The sequence below is a fragment of the Vibrio sp. SCSIO 43097 genome (assembly GCF_023650755.1).
In the GTDB taxonomy this organism is placed as follows: domain Bacteria; phylum Pseudomonadota; class Gammaproteobacteria; order Enterobacterales; family Vibrionaceae; genus Vibrio; species Vibrio alginolyticus.
In genome coordinates this window covers 1,510,832-1,533,133 of sequence record NZ_CP071840.1, presented here as the reverse complement: position 1 = coordinate 1,533,133, position 22,302 = coordinate 1,510,832, and the positions used below count along the sequence as shown (strand labels likewise).

26 protein-coding genes are annotated in these 22,302 nt (G+C 43.5%); 4 read left to right on the top strand and 22 right to left on the bottom strand.

Annotated features, from left to right (window positions below):
- Positions 1 to 82 precede the first annotated feature (82 nt).
- Positions 83 to 985, top strand: coding sequence for a DMT family transporter (locus tag J4N40_RS08000; RefSeq protein WP_372081381.1), 903 nt, complete (start codon positions 83 to 85; stop codon positions 983 to 985).
- 89 nt (positions 986 to 1,074) lie between these two features.
- Here the strand turns inward: J4N40_RS08000 and J4N40_RS07995 are convergent, their stop codons facing one another.
- From J4N40_RS07995 to J4N40_RS07900, 20 genes are all read right to left on the bottom strand, one after another.
- A complete protein-coding gene (locus J4N40_RS07995; protein ID WP_025768120.1) occupies positions 1,075 to 2,553 on the bottom strand; it encodes a hypothetical protein in 1,479 nt (492 codons plus the stop codon).
- A gap of 9 nt (positions 2,554 to 2,562) precedes the next feature.
- Positions 2,563 to 3,021: a CesT family type III secretion system chaperone gene (locus J4N40_RS07990; protein WP_005387141.1), complete on the bottom strand. Its 459-nt coding sequence runs from the start codon at positions 3,019 to 3,021 to the stop codon at positions 2,563 to 2,565.
- Positions 3,022 to 3,251: 230 nt separating this feature from the next.
- Positions 3,252 to 4,229 (bottom strand): type III secretion system effector VopR, encoded by a 978-nt coding sequence (gene vopR, locus J4N40_RS07985; protein ID WP_171346036.1) that lies wholly within the window; start codon positions 4,227 to 4,229, stop codon positions 3,252 to 3,254.
- 10 nt (positions 4,230 to 4,239) lie between these two features.
- Positions 4,240 to 4,686, bottom strand: coding sequence for a type III secretion system chaperone (locus J4N40_RS07980; RefSeq protein ID WP_250654455.1), 447 nt, complete (start codon positions 4,684 to 4,686; stop codon positions 4,240 to 4,242).
- 255 nt (positions 4,687 to 4,941) lie between these two features.
- Complete coding sequence (locus tag J4N40_RS07975; protein ID WP_025768118.1) at positions 4,942 to 6,105, bottom strand: VopS family T3SS effector adenosine monophosphate-protein transferase; 1,164 nt, start codon at positions 6,103 to 6,105, stop codon at positions 4,942 to 4,944.
- 3 nt (positions 6,106 to 6,108) lie between these two features.
- Positions 6,109 to 6,540 (bottom strand): type III secretion system chaperone, encoded by a 432-nt coding sequence (locus tag J4N40_RS07970; RefSeq protein ID WP_005377206.1) that lies wholly within the window; start codon positions 6,538 to 6,540, stop codon positions 6,109 to 6,111.
- A gap of 185 nt (positions 6,541 to 6,725) precedes the next feature.
- Positions 6,726 to 7,364 carry an HrpE/YscL family type III secretion apparatus protein gene (locus J4N40_RS07965; protein WP_005387146.1) on the bottom strand — a complete coding sequence of 213 codons (639 nt, stop codon included), beginning with the start codon at positions 7,362 to 7,364 and terminating at the stop codon, positions 6,726 to 6,728.
- Positions 7,343 to 8,008 (bottom strand): SctK family type III secretion system sorting platform protein VscK, encoded by a 666-nt coding sequence (gene vscK / locus J4N40_RS07960; protein ID WP_115386029.1) that lies wholly within the window; start codon positions 8,006 to 8,008, stop codon positions 7,343 to 7,345. The genes J4N40_RS07965 and vscK overlap by 22 nt, the downstream gene beginning before the upstream one ends.
- Positions 8,001 to 8,747 carry a type III secretion system inner membrane ring lipoprotein SctJ gene (gene sctJ / locus J4N40_RS07955; protein WP_086012989.1) on the bottom strand — a complete coding sequence of 249 codons (747 nt, stop codon included), beginning with the start codon at positions 8,745 to 8,747 and terminating at the stop codon, positions 8,001 to 8,003. The genes vscK and sctJ overlap by 8 nt, the downstream gene beginning before the upstream one ends.
- Positions 8,747 to 9,091 carry a type III secretion system inner rod subunit SctI gene (sctI, locus tag J4N40_RS07950; RefSeq protein WP_005387149.1) on the bottom strand — a complete coding sequence of 115 codons (345 nt, stop codon included), beginning with the start codon at positions 9,089 to 9,091 and terminating at the stop codon, positions 8,747 to 8,749. Before sctI ends, sctJ begins: the two co-directional genes overlap by 1 nt.
- A gap of 8 nt (positions 9,092 to 9,099) precedes the next feature.
- The gene (locus tag J4N40_RS07945; RefSeq protein ID WP_005377201.1) at positions 9,100 to 9,735 is read right to left on the bottom strand and encodes a YopR family T3SS polymerization control protein; all 636 of its coding nucleotides are present in this window, start codon (positions 9,733 to 9,735) and stop codon (positions 9,100 to 9,102) included.
- On the bottom strand, positions 9,732 to 10,091 hold the full coding sequence (locus J4N40_RS07940) for a YscG family type III secretion system chaperone (protein WP_005377200.1): 360 nt from the start codon (positions 10,089 to 10,091) through the stop codon (positions 9,732 to 9,734). Before J4N40_RS07940 ends, J4N40_RS07945 begins: the two co-directional genes overlap by 4 nt.
- Positions 10,092 to 10,094: 3 nt before the next feature.
- On the bottom strand, positions 10,095 to 10,343 hold the full coding sequence (sctF, locus tag J4N40_RS07935) for a type III secretion system needle filament subunit SctF (protein WP_005377199.1): 249 nt from the start codon (positions 10,341 to 10,343) through the stop codon (positions 10,095 to 10,097).
- An 18-nt stretch (positions 10,344 to 10,361) separates the two neighbouring features.
- Entirely contained in the window at positions 10,362 to 10,565 is a 204-nt protein-coding gene (locus J4N40_RS07930) for an EscE/YscE/SsaE family type III secretion system needle protein co-chaperone (RefSeq protein WP_005377198.1), read from the bottom strand.
- Positions 10,552 to 11,853 (bottom strand): type III secretion system inner membrane ring subunit SctD, encoded by a 1,302-nt coding sequence (gene sctD / locus J4N40_RS07925; protein WP_250654454.1) that lies wholly within the window; start codon positions 11,851 to 11,853, stop codon positions 10,552 to 10,554. The genes J4N40_RS07930 and sctD overlap by 14 nt, the downstream gene beginning before the upstream one ends.
- Before the next feature lie 5 nt (positions 11,854 to 11,858).
- On the bottom strand, positions 11,859 to 13,733 hold the full coding sequence (gene sctC, locus J4N40_RS07920; RefSeq protein ID WP_212755378.1) for a type III secretion system outer membrane ring subunit SctC: 1,875 nt from the start codon (positions 13,731 to 13,733) through the stop codon (positions 11,859 to 11,861).
- Positions 13,730 to 14,158 carry a YscB family type III secretion system chaperone gene (locus J4N40_RS07915; protein ID WP_054575043.1) on the bottom strand — a complete coding sequence of 143 codons (429 nt, stop codon included), beginning with the start codon at positions 14,156 to 14,158 and terminating at the stop codon, positions 13,730 to 13,732. The genes sctC and J4N40_RS07915 overlap by 4 nt, the downstream gene beginning before the upstream one ends.
- 12 nt (positions 14,159 to 14,170) lie before the next feature.
- Positions 14,171 to 15,151 (bottom strand): T3SS regulon anti-activator ExsD domain-containing protein, encoded by a 981-nt coding sequence (locus J4N40_RS07910; RefSeq protein ID WP_005377193.1) that lies wholly within the window; start codon positions 15,149 to 15,151, stop codon positions 14,171 to 14,173.
- A gap of 148 nt (positions 15,152 to 15,299) precedes the next feature.
- Positions 15,300 to 16,160, bottom strand: a complete 861-nt coding sequence (locus tag J4N40_RS07905; RefSeq protein ID WP_005377191.1) for an AraC family transcriptional regulator — start codon at positions 16,158 to 16,160, stop codon at positions 15,300 to 15,302.
- Positions 16,161 to 16,768: 608 nt separating this feature from the next.
- Positions 16,769 to 17,182, bottom strand: a complete 414-nt coding sequence (locus tag J4N40_RS07900; protein ID WP_213909763.1) for a YscW family type III secretion system pilotin — start codon at positions 17,180 to 17,182, stop codon at positions 16,769 to 16,771.
- A gap of 388 nt (positions 17,183 to 17,570) precedes the next feature.
- Between J4N40_RS07900 and exsC the strand changes: the two genes are divergently transcribed.
- The gene (exsC, locus tag J4N40_RS07895; protein WP_017821349.1) at positions 17,571 to 18,017 is read left to right on the top strand and encodes a type III secretion system regulatory chaperone ExsC; all 447 of its coding nucleotides are present in this window, start codon (positions 17,571 to 17,573) and stop codon (positions 18,015 to 18,017) included.
- A gap of 8 nt (positions 18,018 to 18,025) precedes the next feature.
- Complete coding sequence (gene exsE2, locus J4N40_RS07890) at positions 18,026 to 18,331, top strand: T3SS regulon translocated regulator ExsE2 (RefSeq protein ID WP_053306999.1); 306 nt, start codon at positions 18,026 to 18,028, stop codon at positions 18,329 to 18,331.
- Positions 18,332 to 18,457: 126 nt separating this feature from the next.
- On the opposite strand, the gene exaC is transcribed toward exsE2, so the two are convergent.
- Positions 18,458 to 19,978, bottom strand: a complete 1,521-nt coding sequence (gene exaC / locus J4N40_RS07885) for an acetaldehyde dehydrogenase ExaC (RefSeq protein WP_053306998.1) — start codon at positions 19,976 to 19,978, stop codon at positions 18,458 to 18,460.
- A gap of 239 nt (positions 19,979 to 20,217) precedes the next feature.
- On the opposite strand from exaC, the gene J4N40_RS07880 reads away from it, so the two are divergent.
- Positions 20,218 to 21,984, top strand: coding sequence for a sigma-54-dependent Fis family transcriptional regulator (locus tag J4N40_RS07880; RefSeq protein WP_053306997.1), 1,767 nt, complete (start codon positions 20,218 to 20,220; stop codon positions 21,982 to 21,984).
- Positions 21,985 to 22,045: 61 nt separating this feature from the next.
- Here J4N40_RS07880 and J4N40_RS07875 read toward each other — a convergent pair whose 3' ends face one another.
- Entirely contained in the window at positions 22,046 to 22,183 is a 138-nt protein-coding gene (locus J4N40_RS07875) for a hypothetical protein (RefSeq protein WP_005377165.1), read from the bottom strand.
- Positions 22,184 to 22,302 lie beyond the last annotated feature (119 nt).

Here is a 22,302-nt window from a genome sequence, read left to right as displayed (position 1 = left end):
AGTATTCCGTCTTTTCAGCACAAAAATCTCTATCGCTTTCTTTTATTCTTTCTACCCTAAAACAGCCATTCACTAGGTAGAAATTACAGTGTTAAAAAAACATTTCACCGACTATCAATTAGGAACTTTATCCATACTTTTTGCTTCAACCCTGTGGGGAACGACGGGCACCGCTGCCAGCTTGGCACCGGATGTCAGTGCTCTCGCCATTGGCGCATTTTCTATGGGTATTGGTGGGTTTATGCAAGCATGTCTATCTGCGAAGTCACTGAAGAGAGATTTTCGAAAAGTCGTACATAAGAAGAAAACGTTACTGATTAGTATTATCGCCTTAGCCACCTACCCACTGGCTTTTTATTCATCAATGCGATTCGCTGGTGTGGCTATTGGTACGGTTATTTCTATCTCCACTGCTCCTTTCTTTTCTGCTTTGTTAGAGTGTCTCTTTAGCCGAAATCAGACCATAACCAAGCGCTGGATGATGAGTTTCGCAATCGGGGTCATTGGCATTACCTTGTTGCTGGCTTCTGAGTCATCCGCAAATAGCTTATTTGATCAGGATATGAAGCATTGGGGTGTATTACTTGGCCTATTGGCAGGTTTGACGTACGCCATTTACTCATGGGGAGTAAAGGCTATGATTGACCACGGCATTGAATCGCAAACGGCCATGGGAAGTGTTTTTGGTATTGGTGGAGTTTTGCTTCTACCAACACTTTTCATCACGGGTGATAATCTATTTGCATCGTCAACTAATACGACGGTCATGCTCTACATGGCCTTGATTCCAATGGGGTTAGGTTACGTCGCTTTTGGGTTTGGGCTACGGTTTGTTACAGCCAGTGGAGCTAGCATACTCACGCTATTTGAACCTGTTATCGCAGCAGCACTAGCAGTTGCGATTGTTGGGGAAGAAATTTCTTTCATTGGTTGGGTTGGTATAACGTTGACACTTGTGTGTTTGTTTCTTCAGTCGAAAAGTTAAATTAAACCGATATTAGCCAGCCCCAAAAAGGAACGCTGACGGTAGATAAAGTAAGGAGCAGCACCTACTCCCTACTTTACCATTTGAAATTACACCCAGCCTTCTGCCAAGTACATCAATCGCAATTGACTTGGTGAGCCTAGTTTTTCTAGCGCATCTAATTGGACGTCACTCAGGTTTGGGCATTTATCAAGATAAACTCGTCCGTTTGCTGCATCTAGGGGGAGCTTGTAGGTGAGCTTTTCGTTTATTTTACTTGCTTCCCCTTTATCAATCGCTCGAACAGCTGGCATGAGCCAATCCCAATCTTCTCCTAACAGTTTTTTAAACGCCCCGTTAGCAATAGACTCGGTTTTACTTGGTGCATCCTCTGGGCTTAGCTTCAAGATAGAGTCTACGTCAGGAACCAAGTGCTCACTTGGCTCTGAACCCAACATCTTTTTCAGTGTTAATCGAGCGGTTTCCATCTCTTGTGCCTCTTTAGGCGCTTGAGGAGAAGTCATTGCAGTATTCTCCTTAGGACCAAGGTACGCCATTAATGCGCGGACAGAAGCCGGATCTTGCATACTGAAGGTAAAGTCTCCTTTTGCATTGGAAACTTCAAGTCTAGGTAAAACACCAGACATTTCGCCTTGCATAAGTTGCTCTTTTACTTCCGTATTTAACCCGTATGCCCCAGCTTGGTTCGCCACAAAGCCACCGCCGCTCATGATAGCAGTCGTTGCCGCAGAACCGATTGCCTCTTTTGCTATCGGTGTGACGCCCACCGTTGCTACAGAGCTAACACCGAACGTGCCCAGGCTCCCCGTCGCCATACCTAACGTAGCTCCAATGCCACCTTCAGCCGACAGTATCGCATGACCTTGAGCCAAGGTTTGCTGCATCGGCATAGAAAGACGTTGATCTCGCCCTGGCAGCTGTGAAATTTGTTCTAACTGATGATGGTAAGCCTCAGCATCACCATTTACGGCCGCTTTGTGCAGCTCTCGACCTGTAGAAATCAATAAGCCAACGCCAGGTAATGCCAAGTTAATAACGGCGTTCACACCAGAACCTTTTAGCTTTTCTTTGCCCATCTGTAACAGTTCAGCAGCGAAGCCATCCATTTTTCCTGGATACTGGGCTTCTAAACTCACCTGCATACGCGGATCTTTGCTGATCGCATCAAACGTATTTTTAAGCTGCTGGTACGTATCGCTGCTCACTTTTATTTCATCCAATAGGCTGACAACTTCTAAGATTTTACGCTCAGTAAGTGGCTCACCGCGATAGCCTGAAGGACTCACTAGGGAGTAAGCCAACAGCGCAACCTCAGGTTTTTCTTGCTTAAGTAGCGCCTGCTTTAAATCAAGGTGAGTTTTGATGTTTTCTTGGAAAAACTTAGTGTATTTGCTTCTCAATACGCCTTCGTGAATAGAAGCAAACTTATGACCTTTGTGGAATGTGGAAGGTTCTTTTACTTCACCTCTTTTACTGATCACTCGGTCATCTTTTTGCGCAGCAACTGCACGAAACTGTTCTAGATCAGGTACTGGGCTTTGGCTGATTTTTTGTGTTGTATTAACCATTTTTCTCTCCTACACACGAAGTGATTGAACATGAGCTTGTTCATGATTAGAGGTGGTTGGAATCGCTTGATCCAACATTGCGAAACGCGCTTGCCACAGCTCGGCCTGTTCAATAACTTCGTGAAACCAAGCGGTAAGGTTCGTCGTATTTAGATGCTCAACGGGTTTACGTCCTGCTAAGACAAGCTGTCGACCGTTTGGAGCCAAAGCAAGTGCGAGGCTGCCACTACCTATTCCTTGATAGTTAGCATGAGCAAGAAGCTCTAAACCTTTTAGTCGTTGTTCACCGGATTTTTCTAACCCTCCGAACGTTACAGACAACATCAAATCATCCGTATCTGTCGCGATGAAATACAACATGTAGCGATCATCGACCAGTAGCTGACAACGTTCATTTTCTTCAAAATTCAGTTCGGGCAACTCATTGAGTTGGCAAAACTCCAAGAGCAGTTGTTGAATCGTGTTCATAACTTTTTCCTTTTGTTTCAATAACTCTATTGAACAACGATTGCAGATTGAACGATGTCGGTAATGGCTTTATTTTTGTCACTTTTTCGCCTTCATTGTGAGGTTTTCCGCAGAAATCTCGCTCTAAAGACGAGTTGCCAGAGTAATAAAAAAGAGCAGCTCAGAGCTGCTCTTTCAATAAAGGTTAGATGCTTAGCATGGTGTATTTGCTCACTTCTTTTGCAGAGTGACTAACCCAGTTTATGGCTATCAAAAATGACTTCTGTTGGCGGGAACATATTCGAAACAGGTGGTCGTTGTGCATCTCCAAACATTGGTGCACCGAATGCAGATGTCGCCCACGGGTCAACAATTTTCACATCCTTACTCCACGTTGATGGATCTTTTATGTCGATCCCCTCTTGTCGACCAACCAGTACATAAAGGTGTGTACCTGAATGACCCTTTTTAAACGCAACCACTTCTACTTTGGGTTCACTTTCAGGTGTTCCTGACATGCCTTGAATCATCTCAGCGGCGGCAGCAAAGGCAAATGTAGTACAGCAGCCGGCTTTCGCGGTTTGTACTGCCTTAGCAATGTTCTGTAGAGTGCTTAATTGCGGTGCGGTTCCTCTTTGTGCTGCAGCTTGAACTCCGTTTGCGGACATCGTCGCTCTGTGATCTTGCATGATTCGCGCTTGATCCGCGTGAAGCTCTTTTAGTCGTGGCTTTCCTTTTGTTTCATAAAACTGTGACCCCTTAACACCGAACGTATTTAAGTCCGTACAAGCAAAATCACCAAGCTTTTGAAGGTTGGCTTTATGTTCGTTGATAAGCGCGACACTCGATGAAGCTTTATTGGTTTTGGAAGAAGAGGCTGCCGTTTGTGCAGTTGGCCAATTTGAGCTAGGACCAGACGACAATCTCTCAAGATTTTTCAGACTCCCAAGCGTTAACTTGTTTTCACCATTCAACACATTTTTCAGCATGAGCTTCGCAACATCTTTAGGAATACCCTGCTTAGTAAGCAGGCTCACTACAATATCTTTCGCTTTATTCTGGTGGCTAATACGCGCGCTGATACTTTTATTTTTTGGTGCACCCTCTTTAACAAAAATATCTTTGCCGTTGTGCGCTCGAACCTCTTTGTCGTCAGCTTGATTTTGTGTCGCCAAATGTGACGTTAACTGACTCAACGAGTGCATGTGCGATGTATTAATATTGACCATGTGTGATGCCTTAAACTTGAATAAATGCGTGTACGTCTGTTTGGCTAAAATCTACAACCGTGTTGTTTTGAAATAACTGTACCCAAGTATCAACTAATTCATTCAACTGAATGATTAAGTTAGCAATGTTGGTGAGTTCACTTCCAGCCGCGATAGCAACTTGAAGAACAACGTCTTTGCGTGTTGGATTCACACAAAACTGCACACCACCTGTTTCTCGATACAAGAAGTTGTATTCAAGTAAAACTTGAAGTTTATCTAGCGTAATATCATCTTGTTCTATAAGCAGGCTTTTGGAAATCAATAACTCGCCTTTTTCCTCTACGAGCAGAACATCGACACTGTTGTTTTCAGCAAAATGCAGTGACCACATTTGATCGTCATACGCTGTCACGCGCTCAAGGTTCAGCACTTCTCCTAGCTCAGAGAGAAGCATATTAATCTTTCCTGTATCCATGTTGTGTCCTGTCTAATTTATTACAACTAAGTGACATCGATATATTTATTGCAGCGAAGCCACTTGGGTATAACGGCTCATTTAAATAAGCGAATAAGGATAAAAGAGATTTTATGGCGAGATAGAAACCGACACTTTATTTCAACGTCTCATTTTTATTGCTATTAGCCGTTTTATTGAGAAGAAAAATTAAGGTTAAGCTGGAAAATAAAAGAGCGGCAATCGCCGCTCTGAAAATTAAATAGAAGTAGAAAATCACTTAATACCGTGAAGGCTATTTTCTGCATCCATAGCTAAAGGATTGAACGAGTCGTTACGAAGTTCTGCTATCGCGTATAGCATGCGCCCCATGCGACCATTTCCATCGGTAAAGCCATGGTACCCGATAACTCCGGCGAACAAATGTTTACCTAAGTCTTTATCTTCTACAGGGTTCTCTTTCAAAAAGCCTTCAATGTGCTGCTTTAACATGCCCTCACCGCCAATACTTGAAGGCAAAGTACCACCCGAAATATTTGGCCCTCGGTAATCACGCTCAACATTAGGCACCAATCGAGCGTGTAGCTCTTTTAGGTTTTCCATATTCAATAAATCTTTACCATTAGACGCGTATTCTTTCAGTAAAGACGTAATATTTTCGGCATCGTTTCCTTTAGAGTTAGAAGCATTAATGATCCACGCCGCAGCTCTTTCAACATTATTGGTTACGCCACTTTTGTTAAACGCGTCCTCTGCCAGTCCTTCAGCGTATACACCTTGGCTTAGATCGGTGCTTGCTAGACCTTCGATATGACGTTGCGCCGATTTAAGATGCATCACCTCCATATCAAACACCGCTTGCATTTGATTAATGCTACCTGCCGGGTTTTTCTGCGCTGCAGATACACCACCGCCGTAGTCTTTTACTACACGTCCAGCAAGCGACTTCGCTGCACTTTCGCCAATCAGTGATGTGAGGTTTTTACCAGAATCGGTTTCTAACATTGCCTCTGTCATCGCTCGCTCTGCTAACTGGTTTAGCTCAGCAGAGTTCGACTGAACTGATTTACTGTCTAACTTCGCAAAGGCATTTAAGACATCTGATGCGGTTTTTATGCTTCCATCTTTGAAGAACATTTGTCCATGCTCAACAGAAGAAGCAGCTTGTAAACGCTGAGCTTGTCCTTGCTCATTATCAAATACGGCTTTTGTAAGGGCTTTCGCTACCGATTGTGGGCTACCTTCGCGAAACAGTTTTCCTGTCGCTTCAAAAAATCGCGCTACTGCACCATTCGTAGGATTGGCGCGAGTAAATTCTTGGGTCGCTGCGTTAATTTGGTATTCTTTGCCACCAATACTCAGCTTACCTTCGTTAAGTATCTCGTTACGAGCTTGCGGCATGGCAGCCTGCAACGCGCTAACACTTCCAAAACTGATCATGTTTTAAACCCTTAATGTGGAAAAATGAGTGGTATTCGTTTCCGGTACTTCGGTTGTTTTATTGGTTACTTCTTGTGTATTCGCACTTTTTAACCACTCGATGAAATTCGCAAATGACTCATCGAAAAAAGATGCAGTTAGCAGTTGCTGAGGCAGGTGTATGAAACCGATATATCCGGTCTCTTCCTCCCAGCATACCGCTGGAGAGCCTTGCGTTAAGGCATCTTTCATATGTTGATGCAAAATATCAGCACTCGGTTTATTACCTGAAATCAGCCCGATAAGCGTCACACGATCTTCTTGTGCACGAATTGTGATTGCTGTGTTTTGCTCAACGAGTAGATGGCAACAATCATCCTCATCAAAAACCAACGGCTCCAATTGGCAGCGGCTGGCAAAATCTGTCAGTAAAGAAGTTATAAATCCATTAGCCATTCGACTAAATAATCCTATTTTTGTTGTTTTAGAGGCGCTGCTTGGTTGCAACACTTATCAACTAAGCAGCTTTCTTAGATGTATTCTTAAGGATTTATGGCAGTGAATATTTTAGAAATGGTCGGATTTTTTTTGTTTAAAGGCATTAAAATGAAAAAACTCAGCAAGTGCTGAGTTTTTGAGGTTTATTCATGAATCGTAATTTTACGCTCGCTGAGCTGCTTCACCATGGCTTGCTTTAATGCATGCAGCTGTCCATCAATACTGGCGTCGATGATCCCAACTTCTGTTTCCAAAATGCAGCCTCCATTTTTCAAGCGCGCATCTGCTACCACGTCAACGTAACCGACTTCAGGGAAATCACTTAATACACCAGCCACCTTTTCCCTCACCTCAACAACCTGCTCTGGGTGGACATGTAAAATGACCTGCTTTTGGTTGCTCACCAGTTGCAACGCTTCTCGAACTACACTCACCGTGGTATCGACATCATCGAAGGTATCGATGATCTTACGTACTGCTTCTAACACCACACCTGTCATTTTTTCTTCGACTTGCTGATAGTAGTCATTACAACGTGCTAAGGTTTCAACCATCGTTTGCGCATTTTCAATCTTGGCTTGTGCAAGGCCATCTTGATAACCACGTTGTTTTTCGGTTTCGTAGGCTTGTTGGGCATTAGCAATGATGCTTTCAGCTTTGGAGTTCGCGGCTTCAACTAAGTGTTGCGAATCCAGATAACTGGCATAATCTTTCGCTTTCAGCACCTTTAAGCCAGGTGCCAGCTGCAAATTGTCTGTTTTTATTTCAACAAATGAAACCATTGAGGAATAACCTGTTTTGCGATTTTTTTTGTGAGTCGATACGCCAGATCTCGTTGATCCGCTTCCAACCAGTTAGCTGTTTCCGCGTTTTCGCTAAGTTGCTTTTCCAATTTGAATTGCCAACGAAGAACAACATCTTCCGGTGAGTTAATCAAAATAAACCTCATCCAAAAATATCCCAGCGCCCTCATGCTTGCTTCAACAGACCTTTCATCCAATAGTTCTGGTAACGAACGCTGCCAGCCTTGCGGCCAGCTGGATAACAGCATCGGCCCGTTTTGAATTAAGAACCGAGCGCCTTCCAAACCAAATACGTTGTTCAGAACCTGTTTAGGATGTTTTAAGACAACGCTTCGCATCGCAACGCAATGCAAAGCTCCACCCACCATCAATACGAGTTGATTCAACGCGTCTGTCGGGAGCAATGCCAAACTATGACAAGGTCTGTTAAAAGCCATCTCAGGAACGGGAGATAACGCCCACTCATTGATACACCATTGGTTGAACATGGGGTTATCTCTCCAGCCTTCGATATTTAGTAACCAAGGCTGCTTTTGCTCTATCCAACTTCTATGGATGTACTGGCAAGGCGCATAGTTAAACTGGTGTTGTACCTGCGCGAGTGGTGTTTCTGGTTTAACCACGCTTCGTGTTCCTACGACACCATGTAAAAGTAGCGATATTCGAGCCGATGAGTGCCGCTACCAAGAACACCAAAATAGCGATAAGATTATTCGCCGTCTCTTTGGTGACCTGAACCGACAAAATGCTTTTAAATTGATTGTTTTGAGTAGCAACTCGAACCTCTGATGAGGGTACCATCACTACGCTGATTCGATCGTAGTTCAACCCCTCAATACTATTGTTCACTAATAATTTGATCTGCGGAACATATGAATCAAGCGCAATATCTGCCGCGTGTTTAATAAATACGGAGGCAGAAGCTGGAGTTGGACGCTCTCCTGGACGCAGATCTTGATCTTCCAAAACAACATGAACACGTGCCACTAGCACGCCATCAATCTGAGATAAGGTTGAGGAGAGCTCTTGAGATTTCGCGTACACCAAACGTGCTCGCTCTGCTAATGGTGACGAGATCAAATCGTCTTTGGGAAACACCTCTTTCAGTGTGGAAAACTGCTCTCTTGGATAACCTTTTCGCTTTAGCGCGTCTACCGCGAAGGCGATTTGAGAACTGTCTACCATTAACTTGACGGTGTTGTCTTTGTCAGGCTCTTTTGTTGCAACGACACCTTCGGATAGTAAGATCGACAACATCTCATTACCCTCTTTCTGAGTAACGTTGGTGTATAACTCGGTCTGACAACCTACCAGAAACAACGTGAGCATGATGAAAACTGCTCTCATTTTATTCATCATCACTATTGTGCCTTCAATAAGGTTTCTACGTTTTGTGTGGTTTTACCCACGGTTTTCGCGATCAGCTCTTCTTGAAAAGTAATGCGTGTCAGCGCCCACTGCATTTGCAGTAATTGCGCCGGATCATCACCCACCATCTTCATGTTGTCTTGCAGGTTACTTTTCGCGTTATCGATAGTGTTTTTCAACTCGCTGATGTTTTCTAGCAAACCTCCCTCCAGGCCATTACTTGCCTCGGGAACCGACATGGCTTGCTCAAAACGTTCGCTTAAACCGTCTTCGACTTGCGCATCCTGTAACTTATCAATGTTGGTTTGCATCACCTCGGTGTACTGCGTGTTTATCATATGTACTCCTAAGATAAATCTAACTTGTGACTGTGAGTCATGATGTTTTTCACCATCGCATTTTTTTGGATCATGAAGCTAAGTTCATCACGAACCATGTCCAGTGTTGATGCCATATCAGGTAACGACTTCAACTCTGCCCAGCAATGCCATAAGGCTTGTTCTTTCTGGGCACCCAGTGGAAAATGCTGCGCTAGCATTGCTTTTAGTGCTGTTTTATCAGCAGGTGGTTCGGCAATAAGCTGTCCCGAAAAATTCCCTAGTAACTCCTGCTTCAACACCTTTAACAAATCAGATTGTGGCTGCTCGTTGCCTTTTGCACTCTTCGCCTCATGAAAGGCGTACCACATTGCCTCTCGTTTAACTTGAGGGTCGGAGAACGCTTCATTTAACGATGATAAGACACTTTGTTTACTGACAACCTCTGCGTCTTTTAATGATTCGTACCACGCTTTAATCTCCGCCAGTTTGGCTTCTGTTTTCTCTAGCGTCTCTTTTGGAGAAACATGTGAAACTTGCTCTTGCTTGTTACTTCGCTCCATGAGTGCTTTCATCTTGTCTTCATCGCTCCGCTCATAATGGCGCGACTCCGACTGACGCAAAGATTGGTGTTGAAGACTTAGGTTACTTGAATCAATGATCATCCAAGATTCCTAATGTCCTGAGAAAAGCTCGCAGCAAATGCTTGGCTTTCTTCGCTTCCTTGTGACGCAAGTTCTACCCAGCTTTCCGCTTTGCTCAGTAAACCGGCTTTGGCAGAAGCAAGAGCCGCTAAGCTGATCAGATCTGGATAGGCGTTACAAAGTGGTTCGAGTAATTGATGAGCCTCTTCATACAAGCCTTTATTCATGAGGCTCATTGCACGAATCATCGCAACGGTCTCTTCAGAACCTGAGCTTGCTTCAAGGCCATCTGCAATGGTGTTGGCTTCTTGATGACGATGCATACCTGTTGCCATCAGCGCGATTTCAGCCAGCAGTTGGCGCGTTTCTCGTTCCATGCTTTACACCTTCTGGAGAATCGACTGCATCACATCTTTAATCGCACGAGTGGTGGTCGCATTGATATTGTAAACAACAGACCATTTGTTGATCGCGTGCTGAAGCTCGGCAAGCTTTGATGGATCATCGGCATTGGTTTCTAGGTTCTTGATGGCTGCCGTCACTTCTGTGTTGGCATCTTTCGCTTGTTGTTCTAACTTAGCTTTAACATCATCAAGGTTTACACTGTTACTAGCATCGTAAAATGACATAAGACTTCCTCGTATTTTTTAGTTAGCTTCGTATGATTCAACGACCGCATGGGCGGCTGTGTAAGCTTCATACTGTTTGAGTAGCAATTGGTACTGCTGTGGTGAGCACCCTAAATCCAACTGACGTTTCACCACCGCTTGTGCTTCTAAGAGCTTGCTCTTAATCTTGTGCACTTCCGCACCGTTTGTGTCGTTATTTAAAATTTGTTCAAGATTTGTCATTGTTCGTCTCGCCTTCATATCCAAGTTCTATTGTTATCACCCGCCCGCCTTTAACCAACTCAATACCAGCAGGTGTAACACTGGATATTCGGTAGCCCTGAGGCGTTCTTGCACCGACCATATAGCGAACGTTATCGGTCAGAATCACATATGGAACCTGGCCAAAGTTAACGCTACGAAACGGGAAATCGATGTTGGTGCCTTTACTCACCTTAGGTATGGATTTCAAAACTAAGTACGGTTTCTCACCATATTGTTCCCGGAAGTCTCGGGTCACACCGTAAAATCGAGTCGTTTCGATATCATCAAGCTCACCACGAACTTCGATGCGATCACCGCTGGTGACCAACTGGACTTTTTTCAGTAACTCCGCATCCGTTAATAACGCTTTTAGCGTATCCATGTAGGCACCCGCTCGCTGCAGTTCAACCTTCCACGCAATAAGACCCGGCACGTCTCGCTCCAAGATTTGTTCAACTTGGTTCCAGCGGCTGGCATCATCGATATAGCCCGTCAGCAGCAGTGTGCCGGTCTCATCGCCATTTTCGACTTTCACTTGGTGATAGCCGAGGTTGCGCAAAATAAATCGAACCCCGCGACGGATTTCTTCCATCGTTCTTAAGTCACTTTTGTAATTGATGCCCAATACATCAATTCGACCAAGCAGATCGAGTTTCTGTGTTCGGTCTTCAACATAGCCCTCTAAGACTGCTTGGCGTGCGGCGGCATTCCATTCCACGCGAACGTCGCTAAGTTTGAGCTCGCCTAAGATGTTACGTACCAAAACAATGGGTTCTGCTTCTGTAACAATTTCATTGTTGTTTCCGTTAGCTTGGCTGTACCACATACCGGCAAAAATGACACTCGGGACAAAACTACAAAGCAAAGCGATGAGCGTTGTTTTTTTCCAGCTAGAGCGTTGTACAGCAACCACAGGTGTATTCTGTTGGCTAGATTCGTCGCTGACGTTACTCACAATTAACGCATCTTCCGCGTATCCCAGAGCGAACTTCACAACGCCGACCGAGACAACAGCATGGCGTGACAACTCGATACCATCACCTGCAACAGCGATGTCTTCACTGTTAATATTTGCCTCTTCGCAGCCTCGTAAAATGACCGAGTCTTGCTGGCAAACGAGGGTGACATGGTTCGCTTCGACCCCAGCATCAGACAGTACAAGATCAGCAATAAAGTCGTCACTGCCAAGCACGAGAGCACCTTCAGGTAAGGTGACTTCTACTCCGGTATGCACGCCTGATAAAATACGAATTTTCCATTGCTGCATCGCGGTTAAGACTCCTCTGAAGGGCGCACACACTCACTTTGTGAGTCATCACATTCCAATACTTTCACCCGCCAACCCTTTTGCCCTGTTGGTAATCGGCACTGCGTTAATTGAGACGACTTTTGCTGTGACAATAAGTCTTGTTGATAGCGCTCGGCTTGAACCCTCGATGTGCAGCTATATACTTCCACTACCGATTTAAATTCAGCGCTATTGTTGGAGATGTTGTTAAGCTTGCCGATACTTGGTCGCAAGTCATATTCGTTGCCAATCAACACACTATCGCCAATACCATCCACAACAATTCGAGGTTCTAAAATAAACATTCGTACTGTGCGGCGCTTAGTATTGGTATTACTTCTAAACAGCGCGCCTAAATATGGGATGTCTCCTAGCAATGGCACTTTACGTAACTGATGGCTCACTTCATCTCGGTACACACCACCGATAAGTAAGCTTTGCCCTTGTTTAACCGTCGCTAAGGTGCTGATTTCAGTTTTACGAACGGAAGGAAGATCATCGACGCCACCATCAGCGATCTTTGCACCGTCTTCGAGATGAAGGCTCAGGTTAATTTCAGGTCGTGCAGCAAATCTATCACCAACGATACGTGGGACAATTCTCAGTAACGTGCCATACGTGACCTCTTCCAGCGCTGCGGTTTCTTTACCAACCAGCTTGACGTAAAACGTGCTGCTGTTGTTCAGTACCGCTTCGACATTTTCCTGAGTTAACAATGTTGGTCTTGAAACCACTTGAGCACTGCCTTTGGATTCCAATAAACGAATTTGAGCCAGCAAGTAATTTAGGTTGGTTGAATCAAGCAAGGACTTAAAGTTCTGTCCACTGCCGAGCGTCACATCCCCCGAATTCACATCACCTGTTGTTTTGATATCGACAATGCGGTTGTTTCCGACAGACACTCCTGCTCGCCAATCCACGCCTAACTGACTTAAATCGTTGGCACTGATATCGACAATCGATAGCGCGACTTCAATTCTTGATTGCGGCTGGTCTAATTGCGCGACCAGTTTACGATAGAGCGGTAATCGTGCTTGAGTATCACGAACGATAATCGCATTAAGGCCCGGCTCTGCTTCAACTGTTGCGCCACCATGAACTGAGGCGGTTTTATTACTTTTTACAGGCTTATCTGAACTGGTAACTTCTTTGCTAGACGCACTCGCCACTTGCGTTTGAACACCAGACACGACCCGTTTTAACACCGATGCGATGCCCGGGACCGTAATTGTCTGATCTCGATATGCAATTTCTCTATCCGTTGCAGAAGCGTACTTCAAAGGAATTATCTCAACGAATAATTCGTCGGTTGAATTCGATTTCTGCAGCAAGCGCGTTTCCAATGCCTCCGCCGTTTGTACCACTAAGTCGACATAACGTGGAGGACCCGCAAGATAGACTAACCCTTTACTCTCAGCAGCTCTCCAGCCATAACGAGAATCCCAAACGCCGGTGGAAATTAACGTACTGCGTAGCTCTCTAGCCGTAAGTAATTCCAATTGAAGTAAACGTGAGCGAGTTTCTGTCGCCTTATAGACATGTAAGACGGCACCATCGAAATACCACATCAAGTTGTACACTTGCGATAAGTAATCGAGGAATTCCGCCGGATCTTCAGGGGTAAAACGCCCATTCACTCGATCGTTGACTTTGTCACTAACAGAAACCGAGACACGATAATTTGCACCGAAGTTATTCAACAACTCTTTTAATGAGTCATTATCTGCATAGTAGCGGAACGGTTGTTCGGGCCAGTGTAAGTCTGTTGCTTGCGCGTATCCCAAAGGAACAACACTCACTGCGCATAACAATGCCTTTGTTGCAGCACGTCTAATGTTGGGAAAGATTTTTAGCATCATGGTAACCACACTGTATGGTTGATTGTGTGGTTCACGCGTTCTTGTTCCAATAATGCAATGTAACGTTCACATAGATTGACGTGCTTAGAAAGTAAAGTAGAGAACCGTTCCACCGAACAGTCCTCAACCCTTACTTTACTTTGCAAAATCAATTGCTGATCATCATTGGTTGTCAGTACGCCGCCATCCTCACGAATGGTTTTTAATGAGAGCTGCATGCAACGTTGTAACGCTTGTTCTTGTTGATAATCTAGATGCTCTTTAAACTGGAAGGGTAACGTCGCTTCCCATAAAATCCATGACGCATGTTGCTTGATGGTCAGTGATAACTGGTCAACCTCGATGTTGTAAGAACCATTTTCTGAGGCAATAAAATCCCCTACCTTTAGCGCTTCCGCTAAAGATTTCATCATCTTATCTAACATTTAACGCCCTATTTAGATCTGGCTGAGGTGATTGCAAGCCTGGCCGCACTGACCACTTTGAGTATCAAAATAGTAGTGATCGATATCACCAACAGTTTGCATGTTCTTGAACCATTGCCATACTTTCGCAACCGCATTTTGGTCGTTGTAAACCACATCGCATGCATCCCAAACTTCGTTCAGCTCAGGGGCTTCAAGTCGCACTTCCGAACACCAATTTTTCCACTCAGAAATAAATTGTTCGGTTGTCGAGGTGTACTCCGCGAACCCTTTCAGCTCGTCTAAAGACGGTTGCCACTTCTCAATTAACAAACGATGACATTCAATCACTTGCAACTGTTGTTCGCTTAACGTCCCAAGTTGCTTTTTAAGTTGATGCTGCTGGCTCTTAATGAGATCGAGTTGCTGTTGAACAAAGACGGCACTGGTGTCTTCCCCTGATAGCTTCGACCAATATTCCTTCTGAATATCGAGTTGATTGATAAGTTGTTCAACTTTAATCGAAGCATGAAGAGCACTTTGATCGACTTGTCGGTTAATCCACTCGTTGAGTGATAAATGGAAACAAAGCATCAACGTTTTTGGGACAGCCAAATTAAAGCGAAAGCCCAGACGAGAGTTGATGTAGTCCAGCCTTTGTTCGAACGTTGTGATTGTGCTGCTATCACTGAGCTGCGATCCAATTTCCAAAAATAAACGCATGGCAAACCGGTCTATCGAAGCACCAAGTTTTTGATACGTTTTTACTAACTGGCTAGCGCACAGGCTATCGACGACATTTCTATCCAACAAGCGTTGAAGTAAAGATAACTGCTCATAATTTATGACGCCTTCACTCAACAATTGTCGGTGATTGACGTGCACAACATTGAGATCCTGCGTAGGTTTCGAGGCGCTTTCATAACGAGCTCCTCTTTGTAAAACAGTCACTTTCCGCTGTGTCACTATGCTGTCTGGAAAAAGCGAACGGCGTCGCCAATGCTGCTTTTTCATTTATGTTCGTCTCCGCACCCCTTTCGAACAATCCAGAAAGAAAGAGATGTAATAATTTTTAATCGTTCGTTGTTACACGATACATAATAGAATTTACACTGGTTAGTGACTTTCAAAATTAGTCAGAAAATTTTAGTCCCAAGTCATTTCATTTCGCGATAGCCACTTGATCGTCTCCCGAACGTACGCGGCTTGGGGTCGTTCCAAAACGACGACGGTAACTCTGCGTAAAGTAAGACTGGCTGGAAAACCCTGCCTCCATCGCCACATCTACGATGCTCATCTTGCTCGTCAACAGCAGTTTATGAGCATGCAGTAGTCGACGCTCACTGATCCAAGCTCTTGGAGAAATGCCATAGTGCTCATTAAAAAGCTCTTTAAAAGTGGTTAAGCTGGCACCAAACTCCTGCGCGTAGTCTGTCAACTTCCATTCTTTTAAGTAATGCTGTTCCATAAATCGACGTAACCGTTCCGACGTACGGTTTGTTTGTTGTGACAGCAACGCATACAGTGATTCTCCTCCTTTGCTGTGTAGCAAGAGAATGAGTAGTTCTTCGTATTTTAGGCACATAATGGCATCAGGGTACGCTTGTTGCTCAAGCGTCTGCATGCTGGAAAGCACTTGTTCAACGAGTATGTTCAAACCAAAAGTAAACAAACCAGAACAAACTTTGTCTACCTTAGGCAGCATCATCAAGAGATCACTGTGTTTTTGCAGCAACTGACTAACGAGTTCATTGTCGTAGGCAATAATCGACGCTTTGTATGCCCCATCTAGCGGAGAGTACTCTAACAAGTAATCCCCTTGGGATAGAAATACCCCATTTTCTGCAGCAACATCGATTGTGCAATCACCTGTTTGAACTCGAAGCTGACCATTGTGAACGACAACAATGTGAGACTGGTCTGAGTGAAATACTTCGTCAGATTTTTCATAGCAGGAAAAACTACGAATTTTTCGTGAACTCGAGTCGACCCTTTCTGAGTTTAGTTGGCCTGACACATCCATTTTCTACCCTTCATTATTTTGAGTTTCTCAGTGCAAATGTTGAGAAACTTTCAAAGCACTACTTTGATTGTTGTTATTTCTAAGTACTGCTGTATGAATTAAAGAAGCAAAGAAAAGAGCATAGAAGTTCTATCACTTACCATACCCCCCGAATAATTAGCAAATAACCCAAGCATTACCTTTACCTAAAGGTAAAGGTTTGACTTAGTAAATTTCTGCTGTCCGTCTTTATTATTTTTATCAGATAGCGTTTATCATTAGCCAAAACTTAAATATCATTTCGTTATTTAAGTTTGGTTGTTTTGTTATACATTAGAATACAATTAAATAGATTTCGGCACCGTTTCGAGAACAAAATTAAATTTCCAAAATCATAAAAATGTATATTTTATAGCCTAAAACGCCAAGCCAACGTGTTCAAGGAGCGAGATATAATCATAAAAAATACTGTTTTTGCAACAAGTATGAGTCTAAAAACAACTGACCCGATGACTTCAAAGTCATGTAATTAATGTTTATAAAAGACAACAAATCTTTCACAACAGGAAAGATATAGTCTTTATTTTTATAAATTAGAAAACCCTAATAAAAATGTAGTACTTAAAATTTTATCTGTTTATTTTTGGAACAAGAATCAAGTTTTCTTGTTTATTTCCCTCAAAAAATAAATAGTTCTTTTCTTTTTCCGCAACGAGATCACCGTTTGAATAAAGCTTTCCAATAATCTTCATTTTTCCTTCACCAGCTTGAATTGGTGCAATTAAAAACGAATACTGCACAGGCAACTGAACACCTTGGTAGCTCTGAGATGCCGACTTAAGGCATTGATTATCAATAATTTTACATATTTCCACTTCAAGAGAAGTAATCGAAGGTGGAAAGTAGCCGTCGACAGAAACCCAACCATAGACTGATGCCTGACTCTGTGTATCAAAGTCATCCACCCCATTGACGGACACAGTCTGACTGCACCCACTCAGTATGAACAACCCAATAAAACCAGCCCATATAGAATTGTTCATTATGACCCCATAAACTTATTTTATATAATCTAGCTCATTTGAAATTCACACAATTCTTTATGTAAAAATATAAAAGATCAACTTATATTTATACTACAAGCGGACAATAAATCGCATTTTTCAACAACACGTAGTTAACATGGACTGTAATTTCAAAAACAGTTTCTGCTCTCTTTCATTCCTTCCTTAATTGAAGTTCATTAGAGAAAAGTGATATTCATATATATCATTACCATCGAGATATGCATCTGAACACACTTACTTTTATCTTTCTATTTCTCTCAACACATTTAAAAGCCAAAATATAATAACAACCGACTAATATTGATAAACATGAAGAGATACATCTAATATTTTCCTTGATAAAATTTCAAAAGGGACTATTCCTATGTCAGCACGCCAAACTATCGATGAGATTTTGCTAAAGTTTGCTCATCAAATAGGCTTGCCTGCACTGCATCTAACGGAAAATGAAGTAAGCTTAGCCTTTGATGATAATCTAAGGGTGCATATCATCTTTCATCCAGAATCGACCACTCTGCAGCTCGAAGCTGAGATTGTTGGCCTTCAAATTGTAAATTCCGATCTCTATCGCTCTTTCTTGGCCTTTAATTATCACTGGCCTGAGCACCAGTTATTTTTTAGTTTAGATAACCACCGACATGTCCTATGTTTAAACCGACTCATTAACATTAGGCGACTGGATTACGAATATTTTGAAACAGCTTTAGCAGAATTGCTGACGCACAGCGAGTCGTGGGAAGCGTTATTGTCTTCTCATGTAACCATTGATAAGGCACCACCGATGCCACAAACTTTAGACTTGAGAGTTTAGGTGTCTTTATGTCCAATGACATCCAATCCACATACACCAATTCATCGGTTCATGACGTTCAACAAGCGCAGCAAAGTGATGTAGTGCCGCAAGGAACGTTTCATGGCCGTAAAGTCACCCTACTCTCCTCATCAGAAAGCAGTCTGATGCGAACAAGCTCTAAAAGAGAGCTTGGTGAATGTTTAAATCAATTTGCCAGTCTCGAATCTTGCAATCGCGTTTTGGACTTTGAACCGCAACTCAATATTGACAAGCAAAACGCCGCCGTAGAAAAGCTTATGGAACGAAAAGTGGCGATAATTCAACGTTCCTGATATCACAATAAAAGCAGGTTAAACATCTAGGTTAACCTTCAGCCGACAAGCTCACGCTAATAAAAAACCCCGAAGATTCGGGGTTTTGATTCATACTGCTTTTTCTTTATTAATTACTTAGTTTCACTAGAAGAAGCCTAACGGGTCGATGCTGTAGCTAATCAGCAAGTTCTTAGTATTCTGGTAGTGATCCAGCATCATCTTGTGCGTTTCGCGCCCGATACCCGATTTTTTGTAACCACCGAACGCTGCGTGTGCAGGGTAAGCGTGGTAACAGTTAATCCAGATCCGGCCAGCTTCAATATTACGGCCCATACGATATGCAACGTTCGCATCACGTGTCCAAACACCTGCGCCTAAGCCATATTCAGTGTCGTTTGCGATTTCCAACGCTTCAGCCTCATCTTTGAATTTGGTGATAGCGATCACTGGGCCAAAGATTTCTTCTTGGAAGATTCGCATCTTGTTGTGGCCTTCCAACATGGTTGGCTGAATGTAGTACCCCTGGTTGATAGACTCTGGCTGTTCTGACACTCCACCACCAAAGACCACTTTTGCGCCTTCTTCACGGCCGATTTCCAGGTAACTTAAAATCTTATCAAACTGTTCTTGAGAAGCCTGAGCACCGACTTGAGTATCGGTATCGAGCGGATTACCTTGTTTAATCAGCTGTGCACGTTCCGTCAGTTTCTTTACAAACTTGTCATAAATCGCTTCATGAACCAGTACGCGAGATGGACAAGTACAAACTTCACCTTGGTTGAAGAAACCAAGTAACGTACCTTCGATACACTTATCAAGATACTCATCTTCGTAATCGAAGATATCTGAGAAGTAGATGTTTGGAGATTTACCACCTAACTCAACTGTCGATGGGATCAAGTTGTCTGCTGCACATTTCAGAATGTGGTTGCCAACTTGCGTAGACCCGGTAAAAGCGAGTTTCGCAATGCGGTTGCTGGTTGCTAATGCTTGACCCGCTTCAGAACCATATCCGTTTACAACGTTGATGACACCAGGAGGAAGAAGGTCACCGATTTTTTCCATCAGAACCAGAATGGATGTTGGGGTTTGCTCTGCTGGCTTCAATACCACACAGCAACCCGCCGCTAGTGCCGGTGCTAGTTTCCAAGCCGCCATCAACATTGGGAAGTTCCACGGAATAATTTGACCAACCACACCAATCGGTTCTGGGAAGTGGTAGCTTGCGGTGTGCTCATCCAGTTCTGCCGCACTGCCTTCTTGTGCGCGAATACAGCCAGCGAAGTAACGGAAGTGATCCACTACTAAAGGTAAATCTGCCGCCAAGGTTTCGCGAACTGGTTTGCCGTTTTCCCAAGTTTCTGCAACTGCAAGCTCTTCTAGATGCTGCTCAATACAGTCAGCAATTTTCAGCAAGATGTTCGAACGTTCTGTCACGCTGGTTTTGGCCCATTTTGCTCTGATGTTGTGCGCGGCATCCAGTGCTAAATTAATATCTTCCTCGCCAGAGCGAGCAACTTTACAATACGCTTGTCCGTTGATTGGTGAGATATTGTCAAAGTACTCACCACCCGTTGGTTTTACCCATTCCCCACCGATAAAGTTATCGTAATGCGATTTAAAGTTAACAATGGCATTTTCACTACCTGGCTGTGCATAGATCATAACTCTTCCTTTTGTTTCTCGTTCAATGTGTTATTGCAGTGTCGTATCGCACTGTTCACAAAGAGCATTACGCAAGTCACACGCCAACTACGCCACACTTGTTGTTAATTAAATGTAAAACTATGATTACCAAGCGATAACAAACCAAGTGAGCGATGTTTGAGCGGATGTATGGTGTGAACACCAATGTTCAAGTGTTCCAAAATGGCACACCCTCACTGTGACAAAATGGTACAGTCATGGAACTTCAACATATTAGCGATAACAATTGGCTTTCAACTTCATGGGTCAGAAGTGAACAAGCGGGTTTAAAACAGCGTCGACGCCCTGAAGATATTCGAGTAACGCCAGCAACGCTCCAAGATAGGCGTCACCAACTCAATTTTTTGCTAGAGGCAGTCACTCAATTTGCACTCCCTTTGTTTAATCAGCTATTTGCTCATAGCGACAGTCGCTTAATTTTGACGGATTCAGATGGTGTCATCATCGGCAGTTGGGGACAGCCTAGATTTCGTGAGAAGTTAACGGAAATCTCGCTAAGCTCTGGAGCATGCTGGCAAGAAAAGGTCAAAGGCACCAACGCGATTGGTACAGCTTTGGTTGAAGCAAAGCCCGTTTCTGTTATTGGTGATCAGCACTTTATCCAACACCATCGTTTTATTAGCTGTTCGGCTAATCCTATTTTCGATCATCTTGGTAACCTCATCGGCGTATTAGATATTACGAGCGAGCAAAAGAGACATGACTTCTCAACGCAAGTACTAGTACAAAACATGGTCCAGCAAGTGGAGAATCAACTACTTAACTTGATTCCTCAAGGGCATATTCGTGTGGATTTAGCGTGCGAAAAAGGTTTACTGAATAGTGGTTGGCAAGGAATTATCATTGCAAATGAAGACGGACAAGTTTTGGCTCACAATCAAGTAGCCTCTCAACTTTTTGCGCAAAAAAGTATCATTGGGCAATCCTTAGACGACATTCTATCCACTCGGGGAAATGAGCACCCTTTCGTTTTCAAAACAAAACCGCTTACCGATAAAGATAGCAAGGTCAAGTCTCGTGCTGTAGCGGCGTCCAATGATCTTCATTATGGCGACTCCGCTGTTGAGCACTGTTGGCAGCAAGCTAATCGCGTCATCGATAAAGACATCAGTTTGTTGATTCTCGGAGAGACTGGTGTTGGCAAAAACGAGTTTGTAAAAGCACTCCATAAAAACAGCCAGAGAAAAACGGGACCGTTAGTTTCCGTCAACTGCGGAGCGCTACCAAAAGATCTGGTTGAATCTGAATTATTTGGCTACGTAGCCGGTGCCTTTACTGGCGCAAACAGCAAAGGCTATCAGGGAAAAATTCGCCAAGCACACAAAGGGATTTTGTTTCTAGATGAAATCGCAGATTTACCCTTGGAAGCTCAAAGCCGATTGCTCCATGTATTGCAAGATAAAACCGTGCTTCCCGTGGGTTCAAACCAAAGTATTCAAGTCGATACACAAATCATTGCAGCCACGCATAAAGATCTGGAACATTTGGTCAGCGAAGGATTGTTCCGCCAAGATTTGTATTATCGCCTTAATGGCTTGATCATTGAGCTACCTCGCTTTGAGGAGCGTGAAGATAAACGACAACTGATTGAGAACATTCATCGGCGTCACGCCGAATCTGAACAACAGCTTTGCCCTCACCTACTTTCTCTGATGCTGTCTTACTCATGGCCAGGAAATTTGCGTGAACTCGATAGTTTAATCAAAGTATCCGCCTTAATGGCGCAAGGTGAAGAAATATTGGAACTCACACACGTCCCAGCCCACCTAAGTAAGAAACTCAGCCAAGCTCAAGAAGGGGCAGCATCCACTGAACCAACTTCAGAACTGCGTGCAACCGTCGAAGATAAGTTGCTCAAAACATATCAAGCCAATCAGGGGAACATTAGCAAAACGTCTCGTATGCTTGGTGTGAGCCGAAATACCATTTACAGAAAGTTGAAAAGCCTTGGCATATTAAGTTAATTCTACGACCTCAGATACAAAAAGAGCACCGTTGCGGTGCTCTTTCTCTTTGAAACCTAGCTTACAGGCCGCCTTGTTGTTGCGCCTGTTTTACTAATGCCTGACGTTGAGTTTCCTTCTCAGAGATCACTTGATTGTCCTTGTGCATTTCCTGTTCCAATTCTGCTGGAATGAAAACAAAGTACTTGTTAAGAGTCATCTTAGAACCTCAATTTGCTGTGTTAATTACCTTCTTGGTCGACGTAAACAAAACCAGAAAAACATGTTTTACTGGATCCTTGTTGCTAGTTTCAAAAAATAAAGGATGTCCATATAATA